General features: G+C 32.4%; 13 protein-coding genes and 1 riboswitch. Of the genes, 3 read left to right on the top strand and 10 right to left on the bottom strand.

The features are described from left to right. A partial coding sequence (locus V7056_RS13430) for an AAA family ATPase (RefSeq protein ID WP_499702713.1) occupies positions 1-334 on the bottom strand: 334 nt, incomplete at its 3' end. Positions 335-336: 2 nt separating this feature from the next. Further along, a complete protein-coding gene (locus V7056_RS13425; protein WP_499702711.1) occupies positions 337-1,488 on the bottom strand; it encodes an exonuclease SbcCD subunit D in 1,152 nt (383 codons plus the stop codon). A gap of 167 nt (positions 1,489-1,655) precedes the next feature. Here V7056_RS13425 and V7056_RS13420 point away from each other — a divergent pair, with 167 nt between their 5' ends. Further along, positions 1,656-1,973, top strand: coding sequence for a thioredoxin family protein (locus V7056_RS13420; RefSeq protein WP_499702709.1), 318 nt, complete (start codon positions 1,656-1,658; stop codon positions 1,971-1,973). A gap of 236 nt (positions 1,974-2,209) precedes the next feature. Then, the gene (locus V7056_RS13415; RefSeq protein WP_499702707.1) at positions 2,210-2,425 is read left to right on the top strand and encodes a hypothetical protein; all 216 of its coding nucleotides are present in this window, start codon (positions 2,210-2,212) and stop codon (positions 2,423-2,425) included. A gap of 99 nt (positions 2,426-2,524) precedes the next feature. Here the strand turns inward: V7056_RS13415 and V7056_RS13410 are convergent, their stop codons facing one another. Both V7056_RS13410 and V7056_RS13405 read right to left on the bottom strand, forming a co-directional pair. Then, positions 2,525-3,148 (bottom strand): phosphatase PAP2 family protein, encoded by a 624-nt coding sequence (locus V7056_RS13410; protein ID WP_499702706.1) that lies wholly within the window; start codon positions 3,146-3,148, stop codon positions 2,525-2,527. A gap of 93 nt (positions 3,149-3,241) precedes the next feature. After that, on the bottom strand, positions 3,242-3,418 hold the full coding sequence (locus tag V7056_RS13405; protein ID WP_087997714.1) for a YozD family protein: 177 nt from the start codon (positions 3,416-3,418) through the stop codon (positions 3,242-3,244). Positions 3,419-3,570: 152 nt separating this feature from the next. Between V7056_RS13405 and V7056_RS13400 the strand changes: the two genes are divergently transcribed. Then, on the top strand, positions 3,571-3,738 hold the full coding sequence (locus V7056_RS13400) for a hypothetical protein (RefSeq protein WP_158093123.1): 168 nt from the start codon (positions 3,571-3,573) through the stop codon (positions 3,736-3,738). A gap of 11 nt (positions 3,739-3,749) precedes the next feature. Here the strand turns inward: V7056_RS13400 and yodN are convergent, their stop codons facing one another. From yodN to ade, 6 genes are all read right to left on the bottom strand, one after another. Continuing rightward, positions 3,750-4,418: a germination protein YodN gene (yodN, locus tag V7056_RS13395; protein ID WP_499702704.1), complete on the bottom strand. Its 669-nt coding sequence runs from the start codon at positions 4,416-4,418 to the stop codon at positions 3,750-3,752. A gap of 319 nt (positions 4,419-4,737) precedes the next feature. Further along, positions 4,738-4,959, bottom strand: a complete 222-nt coding sequence (locus tag V7056_RS13390; protein ID WP_499702703.1) for a YozE family protein — start codon at positions 4,957-4,959, stop codon at positions 4,738-4,740. 42 nt (positions 4,960-5,001) lie between these two features. Continuing rightward, a complete protein-coding gene (locus V7056_RS13385) occupies positions 5,002-5,301 on the bottom strand; it encodes a YokU family protein (protein WP_499702701.1) in 300 nt (99 codons plus the stop codon). Then, the gene (kamA, locus tag V7056_RS13380; protein WP_499702699.1) at positions 5,291-6,700 is read right to left on the bottom strand and encodes a lysine 2,3-aminomutase; all 1,410 of its coding nucleotides are present in this window, start codon (positions 6,698-6,700) and stop codon (positions 5,291-5,293) included. The genes V7056_RS13385 and kamA overlap by 11 nt, the downstream gene beginning before the upstream one ends. Before the next feature lie 195 nt (positions 6,701-6,895). Then, the gene (locus V7056_RS13375; protein ID WP_464961594.1) at positions 6,896-7,018 is read right to left on the bottom strand and encodes a YjcZ family sporulation protein; all 123 of its coding nucleotides are present in this window, start codon (positions 7,016-7,018) and stop codon (positions 6,896-6,898) included. Between the two features lie 194 nt (positions 7,019-7,212). Further along, entirely contained in the window at positions 7,213-8,940 is a 1,728-nt protein-coding gene (gene ade, locus V7056_RS13370) for an adenine deaminase (RefSeq protein ID WP_499702697.1), read from the bottom strand. A gap of 28 nt (positions 8,941-8,968) precedes the next feature. Next, positions 8,969-9,070: riboswitch (purine riboswitch) on the bottom strand. Between the last annotated feature and the right edge of the window lie 63 nt (positions 9,071-9,133).

Here is a 9,133-nt window from a genome sequence, read left to right as displayed (position 1 = left end):
TTTTGTCACCTGTAATACCTTTATTTTGTTTCTTTTGATGACCCTTTTGCCTAAAGATATTGTAGTGCTTTCCTTTCAGTTCAAATGTTAAGTCAACACTTGTATATACTTCATCGTCTGCAAAATGGCTTCGCAACAGAGTTTGATCGTTTCGGTTTTCACCACTCGCTTCACCGTATAACGCAAAACAAATACCATCAAAGATTGTTGTTTTTCCAGCTCCAGTCGGACCAGTAATCGCAAATAATCCTTTTTCATTTAATTGATTAAAATCTACATGTATTTTGTCCTTGTATGGACCAAATGCATGTAAAATAACTTCTAATGGTCTCATTTTTATTCTCCCTTTACAAAAATATCATGTAGTATTTCTTTCATAAATTCTTCATTTTCTTCACTTAATTCATCATTTGTCATTTCTTTATAAAATGATTGATATAGCTCAAGTTGATTTTTTGATTGCTTTTCAACGTTTTTTTTACTTTCAATTGTACTCTCAGCATTCATTCTTTTTCTGCTGACATGCATAGCATTTGGATAAACCGTTCGGATTTGTTCCATCGGTTGTACGACCATATGCTCATCAGTCAATTTTACGAAAACATAATCTTCATTGATTGGATGCTTCCTAATTTCTTCAATCGTTCCTTCTACAGTTCTTAAATCACGCTTAGGATGAAAGTCTTTTTTGGTGACAGATACTTCACCCTCACCATTTAATTCAACAATAAAACATCCTTTTTTATGGTTTTCCTCAGAAAGAGAGTACTTTAAAGGGGATCCTGAATAGCGAATAGAGTGATTTCCAACAAAATGAGCACGATGTAAGTGACCCAATGCTGTGTAATTGAAATGTTGGAAATTATGATGAGATACGTACTCAGCACCACCGATTGCTAAAGTACGTTCGCCTTCAGTTTCTTCATCAGATGGCTGTCCATTATTCGTGACAAAAGCATGTCCGACAAAAACATTTCTTGCAGATGAATCTAACTCTTCATCTCTTATTTTATTAATGATTGCTTTCATCGCATCATCATGTGAGTGGATATCATCATTTTGTAATACATAACGTACAATACTTGGTTCTACATAAGGAATTAAATAAAAATGAACTTCTCCAAATTCATCGTTCATGATGACCTTCTTAAAAGGAGTTTGAAATTTCCCTACAATATGAAGGCCATCTTTTTCCATAAAACTGCTACCAAATTCAACTCGTTCAGCACTATCATGATTTCCAGCTATAGCTAGTATCGGTGTTTTTAATTCTATAACAATTTGATGTAATACTTCGTTTAATAATTCGATGGCTTCAGTTGGAGATATACTTTTATCATATAAATCGCCAGCAATAATCACTGCATCTGGATTTTCTTCTTCAATGATATTCATAAATTCTTGTAATATATATCGTTGATCTTCAGTCATATGGACACCATGAACAATTTTTCCAAGGTGCCAATCTGCTGTATGAATAAATTTCATTTTTACACCTCATTTGAACTTCTAGTTTACTCTATTTTACATCAACATACGAACGTTTGTATGCTTTTTTCATCTTGAATTTAAAAATTGAATTATAGTGGTTAAAATAATTGAAATACGATAAGATATCATTCAAAATATAATTATTAGATTCTAGGGAGGCAATTATGGAAAAAATTATTGATGTTAAAAAATATGAGGAAGTTATTAATAGTGAAAAACCTGTAATCGTAAAATTTTATGCGACATGGTGCCCAGACTGTTCACGTCTTGATGCATTTGTAGGCGAAGTGATTGAAGAGCATCCATCTTTCGAATGGTATACGATGGATCGTGATGAGTTCCCAGAAATAGCTAGCGAACAACAAGTAATGGGAATTCCTAGTTTACTTGTTTATCAAAATGGAGAAAAAATTGGTCACTTACATAGTGCCAATGCTAAAACGCCAGAACAAGTTGAAGAATTTTTAACGAAATTCGAGTAATACAGTAAAATAGAAAAGTATTTAGGTATAAAAAACCTGCTCTTATCATTAGTGCAGGTTTTTTTACATGATTATAGGCAATTTGGACTTGAATAGATGCATATACATCACTTGAGGTGATGTAATATGCTAAACATGATAGAAGATGTTGTAAGATTCCCAGAAAAAATAACCGTTGTAGAACGATTACTCGAGTCTTTAAAACTTACCCATATAAAGTTTACCAAGCAAATACTGTGTTAAGTGGCATAGATTATGGATTTTCTGACCAAGAAGGTATGTTCTTTAGAACGACAATTGATACACACGCTCAAATCAAATCACCTTATGAAGTACATGTCGTGATAACCTTTGGGTTTCGTTCTAGAGAGTTTGGTAAAGCAACTGATGCGACGATTAGATATACATTATTTTTACAACAAGGATATTGTCCTTTTGGGTGCTATCCATAAAAGATGTTTTTTTTTATTTATGTGTCATTGTATATTCAACTTAAAAAACACCCTATTTGATATATAGATAAACTATATAACAAATAAGATGTTCAAAATTTAAATTTGTTTACGCTCATGTAAAAAGACAAATACATTTTTACAAATGCTATACCATGCATATCCGACTAACCATCCAGCGACAATATCCGAAAAGTGGTGAACGTGTAAATAAATTCTACTAAATGAAATTAATAAAATAATGGCTAAAGCAGTTACTTGAATGATTTTTCTTTGTTTTAATAAATTAGTATCTAAGATGATCAAGATGAAACTTAATGTTAAGAAAAAGCTAGTTGCCATTACAGCATGACCACTTGGAAAACTAAATCCGTCCTCAACATAATACATTGCTGCTGGTCTTGGTCGTTCATAGATTCCTTTGACGATTTGAACTACTAATCTAGCAGTTAGCAATGTGATTAATAGGTAAATCCCTGTCCAAATACGTTTACGAATAATAGAAAAAATTAATAAAACTACAGCAAAACTTAGATACATTTTAGAAGAACCAAAGTCTCTTAAAAAATAACAAAATGAATCTAACCCATCTGATCGAACCGAAACAAAAAAATCAAAAAGTGCATCATCAATTGTTTTGACCATATTCGTTTCATAAATAAAACCTAACAAAATAAATAAAAAAATTGCAGTAAAAACGGTTATCCAATTATTTTTTTTCATAGACTCCTCCGACTAAAAAATAGATAGGTCTCCTACTTGTACTATTGAATACAATGAGAAAAACGACGAGAGCACCCGTCGCCACTTTCATGACTATTCATCTTCTTCGTCAATTTCATCAATCATACATTTTTCCAATAAGTATTCAAAAGTAATATCGGCCAATTCTTCAATTTCCTCTTCCTCAGGCACATATCCTCGCTGAATGAGCTGTTGATAGAAAAATTCTGCAATTTCTTCCGTATCAATAACTACTTCAATTTCTTTCACTAGCATCACCCCTTACTAGTTAATATGTTAAAAATGAGAAAATATGAAAAAAACCTTTCCAAGCACCTAAATTATTAATATGTAACCTTTAGCATAATACAACAATGACAAGCATATATTCAAATAAAACATGTTAAAGGAGAATGATATCAATGTTAAAAGTGGACAAGCAATCAAACTCAAGCTTAAAAATGAAAGAACTAATGTTTAATGAAGAATTATTTGAAGCAACTGTAGAAAAATTTACTTCTGTTATCTTTTTCATTTTAATAGGGTTAGGCATACCTTTTATGATTCATATAATTCTACAATTATTGTAGAATATCCTCTCTCAATTTGTTTTCTTTTCTGAAAATTTATTTAAATTTTTTAAAACAAGATCCATCACGATTTTATATTCCTCATCTTGAAATATAGAATATAGAACAGCATAATCATTATATATATCTAATAGCCCATCTATAATTTCTAATTTCGTCGTCTTATTTCTATTTTTATTAAAATCATTCATTGAACGAAGCTTTTCTAAATCTAATTTTGTAATGCCATTTTTATCACTTCTAAGTTTTTTTAGAATTGTATTTGCTGTTTGTGCTGTCGCAATTAAGGTTAAATCAGTCTCATCTGCTTCTAACCATTCACCATCTGTTATACGGGCAAGTTCATAAATTGTGTCTTCCCAAGCATCATTTTTATAACGCCAAACCTCTGTACGATAACCAACTATACGAAAAATCTCTTTTTCATATCCATTCACCTGAACTAAATCCCCAAAAGAAAATGAATAATTTACCTCAATCCACTCTTTTTCAAGTTTTTTTCCATCATATTCATTCAGAAGCTGAAGAGTATTTTCAACATACAAACCATCATGATTATTCACTTCGTATACAAATATGCCGTCCATCAGTTTGATATTTGTAATCTTACCGACAGTCCCATATAACGTTATTACAACAATATCATCTACGTTATATTTAGGTTGTTTTTTCTTTGTCATCCTCTTTAACCTCCTTCTCCATCCGTCGTGACTCATACGTTTTTACTGTATACTATGCAAAAGCACAATAATTGTCTGTCATTTTCCAATCAAATAAAAAAGGGAATAGCCTATTTTGAAAAGCGGAAGCGACTCGCTCTGCCCTGACAAGCATAAGGCGAAGATCAATGAAAGTTGCTTTTTGAGATTTGACTTATGACTCGAAGGGCAAGTCGCTGGAACTAGACAGTTTGTAAAGTGAAGGCGACTGGTTAGCTCCGACAAGAATATAACGAGAGCAGAATTTGACCAAATAAAAAAGATACAACAATGTTGTATCTTAATTTTCTTCATCCTCATATAAATTCCAAGCTCGATCAAATACGCTCATTGGCATGTTATAAGTGCCATCTAATTCTAAATATGAGCTAATTTCATCATAATCAAATGCTTGTTTCGGAAAGGAGTGATCATTAAAAAGATGATCTGCAAATAATCCAATATCTGTTGGTACTTTATAGTTCCTATGTTTCATCATGTAATGGTAAAATGACTTTTTCATGATTTTCCCTCAATCGTTTCTCATATTTATAAATTAAAAATACTAGTTATATGACGAGAAGTCAAAATAATTTCTTTTTAGTAATCTTGGTTGCTTCATTAATTCTTCAAATGAAACAGAAACTGGAAGTAACTCAGTAGAAATTAGTAATAATTGATCTTCTATTGTTTTTACTAAATCTTCTTTTTGATAAGTAAATTTACATTGCTCACAATAAAACGACGGAACATTCGTTATTGTGATTGCGCGGGACCCATCAGGTAATTCCCAATGTACAACAGATTTCAATTCTTTTACATTATGCTCCTGACACCAGTCACATTTTAACGTATTATTCGTCATTCTTTTCACTTCCATCCATTTTTTGAATTTGTGCTTTGAATTTTTTCTCCTTCAGTTCATCTCTTTTTTCTCGTTTATTTTTTAATGAACTATGAGATGGATCTTCTTGGTATTTCTCTCTTTTTTTCATTCGCTCTAAATCTTTTGGAATGAGACTTTGCACTTGATCGGTCATAATACTCGCAATCCCTACTTTAGCTGCCTTTTGTAAATAATCAGGATATACAAGCGAGAAATAATCTTCAGCGGTATCTTCTGTATAATTTTCTGGTTCTGGATAAGAAGTAATGACACCTTCAAAGTTTCGTAAAACAGTTTTTTTACTGCTTTGTGAAACAATATAATTTGGTTGAAGTGAAATTTTTCCACCGCCACCAGGAGCATCGACTACAAATGTAGGTACTGCATAACCTGAAGTATGGCCCCTCAATCCTTCAATAATTTCTAGTCCTTTCGCAACTGGTGCTCTAAAATGACCAATTCCTTCAGACAAATCACATTGATAAATATAATAAGGTCTCACACGAATTTTTACTAAATCATGCATTAGTTTTTTCATGATTGGAACACTGTCGTTAATGCCAGTTAGAATAACAGCTTGATTTCCTACGGGGACACCTGCATTCACTAACATTTCACATGCTTTTTTAGCTTCTTCTGTGATTTCTATGCTCGTATTAAAGTGAGTATTTAACCAAATAGGATGATATTTTTTTAGAATTTCACATAAGTTTTCAGTAATACGTTGTGGGAACACTACTGGAGCTCTTGTTCCAATCCGAATGATTTCAACATGCTCAATCGCTCTTAAATTTTTTAATATATACTCTAAAATATTGTCATTTATTAATAATCCATCTCCACCTGAAATAAGAACATCTCTTATGTCTGAATTTTGACGGATATAAGAAATAGCATCATCAAGTTGTTTTTTTGGTACACCCATTCCAATCTGACCCGAAAAACGTCTTCTAGTACAGTAGCGACAATACATTGAACATTGGTTTGTCACTAAAAATAGAACGCGATCTGGATAACGGTGAGTTAAACCAGGAACAGGACTATCATCATCTTCTCCAAGTGGATCTTCTGCATCATATTTTGTTTTATTTAACTCTTTTCCAATTGGAACTGATTGCATTCGAATAGGACATCTTGGATCGGTTGGATTCATCAATGACGCATAATATGGAGTAATATTCAATGGAATGGTTTTTGTTGAAATTCTAACTCCTTCTTCTTCGTCCTTTGTTAAATCAATTACTTGTTTTAAATCGTCTAAAGTCCGCACAGTATTCGTAAGCTGCCAAAGCCAATCATTCCATTGTTCATCTGTTACATCTTTCCATAAAGGTATGTCTTTCCAATGCCTTTGTGGTTTATAAAGTTGATTTTTCACTTAAGGTCCTCCTTTATCATTGTAGGACAGTCATTTAAAGAGCAAGAGATTACTAGTTATATACCTACTTATTTATATGCATTTTATAAATAGAAGGTGAAAGGGCTCTACTAACTATGAGGAAATAGTAAAAGTAAAAAACGAAACCGACTAACGATTTGTTAGTCGGTTCCTGTGGCTGACGCTCAATGTTTTTTAGTGATGATTTACAAATGTTGCACCGATGATAATTAAAAGAATAAATAATACAACGATTAGCGCGAATCCGCCGCCGCATCCACCGCAACCGCCACCATAATATGGAGAGTAACCTTTCATGAGTATTGCCTCCTTCACTTAGGTAATGAGTTATTACACTTATAACTTATGTCAATTCCCCAATTTTGTTCTAGACAGATGCCCAATTTAGAGAATGAGTCTAGTTTCAGTGATAAGTAATTTACATTTTTTATTATTTATAGACAGACATTTAAAAACAAAAAAAGACCCCATGATGGAGTCTTTCATCTAATCTAATTTTGAATAAATAAAGGAATAAATTGAAAAGTGTTTACATTAAATAATCCTTTAGTAGTAATTTTGATGCTTGGTATGACTGGTAAAGCAAGAAATGATAAAGTTAAAAATGCATTAAAATTATTATTAGGACGAATCTTCAATAAGGCCTTTTCAATTACATTTAATCCATTTTCGACTTCTTCAGCTGAATTTAGACTTATCAATCCGCCAATTGGTAGTGATAATTTAGCTAGTATTTGTCCGTTTACAACAACTACAATACCACCATTCATTTCCTTTACTGTTTTGACAGCTAAGAACATATCTTCGTCGTTCATTCCAGCAACTATCAATTGATGTGAATCATGTGCGATCGTAGTTGCAATCGCACCTTCCTTTAAATTTAATCCTTTAACGATGCCTAATCCAATTTCTTTTTCAGAATGGTATCGATCTATAACAGCAATTTTACATAAATTTTCTTTCTCATTTGCAGTAAATTGCTGATTATCAGAGTTTGCTATTTTTTCCACTATATGGCTAGTTACAATACTTTTTGGATTGATTTCAATGATGTTTGCGTAACTCATTCCATCACAACTAATTATAAAATCTTCTAATCTAATATCACCTAAACTTATAGAAGTAGAAATGTTATTTTTAGAATCTTTTTGTACTGTTGACTCGATTAATTTCTGATTTGAAACAATAAATTGATCTTTGATCCAAACTTCAGTAATGTCAACTTTTTCTAAATCGTTTATAAAAACAAAATTGGCTTCATAACCTGGTGCAATCGCACCTTTCTGTTTAAGGCCATAGCATTGAGCGGGATGTAAAGTTGCCATAGAATAAGCAGTAATTGGATGAATACCAAATGCAATGGCTGTACGAATACAAAAATCTATTGAACCTTCTTTATAAAGGTCATCTAAATGCTTGTCATCTGTACAATACATAATCCGGTTCGCATTATTTTCATTGACTGCAGGTAGTAAATCAATTAAATTTCTCGCTGCAGAACCTTCCCTTAATGCAACATACATCCCTGCACGGAGTCTATCTACTACTTCAGTTACAGAAGTGCATTCGTGATCTGTTAGAATCCCACTATAAGCATACGTATTGATTTCATTTTTTCCGAGGCCAGCTAAATGACCATCAATCGGTTTTTGATATTTATGAGCTAATTGAATTTTATCCATCATTTGTTTTTCCATAGTCATGACTGAAGGATAATCCATTACTTCGGCCAAACCAAGTACTCTTGGATGCTCCATAAACGCCTCTAAATGATCGGCATATAAAACTGCTCCACCACGTTCTAGTGATGTGGCAGGTACACATGAAGGTAACATTACTCTAACATCAAGTGGTAAGTGATCCGATTCATCTAGCATAAATTGAATACCTTCAACACCTGATACGTTTGCGATTTCATGTGGATCAGTGATAACTGTTGTAACACCATGCGGCAAAATCGTTCTAGCATATTCTTTTGGCGTAACCATTGAAGATTCTATATGAACATGAGAGTCGATGAAACCTGGAGAAATGTATTTCCCTTTCGCATCAATGACTATTTTTCCTTCATAATCACCAATACCCACGATGATCCCGTTTGTCACAGCAATAGATTCCTCAATAATCTCTTTTGTAAAAACATTCAGAATTTTTCCGTTAATAATTAAAAAATCTGCTTTTTCAGCTTTTATAGAAGCTTTCATTTCATGTAAGTTCATTTTACTCCTCCTAAAATTAGGAGAGAATATGTTATGTCATATCTCTCGTAGTCAAACTATGCGGCAGTTTGGTAGAAACTCTTGGACCGTTTATTTCCAAAATTATACGAGCGCATTAAGAAACACCTAAAACAATTAGTGTAAGAACTTAATTAGCCAATATTTAGTTGTCTGTAAAAAACTATATTAAAAG

The sequence above is a fragment of the Bacillus sp. JJ664 genome (genome assembly GCF_036962205.1).
In the GTDB taxonomy this organism is placed as follows: Bacteria; Bacillota; Bacilli; order Bacillales; family Bacillaceae_G; genus Gottfriedia.
Note: the sequence above shows the minus strand (reverse complement) of the source record. Positions and strands in the feature narration are given on the sequence as shown.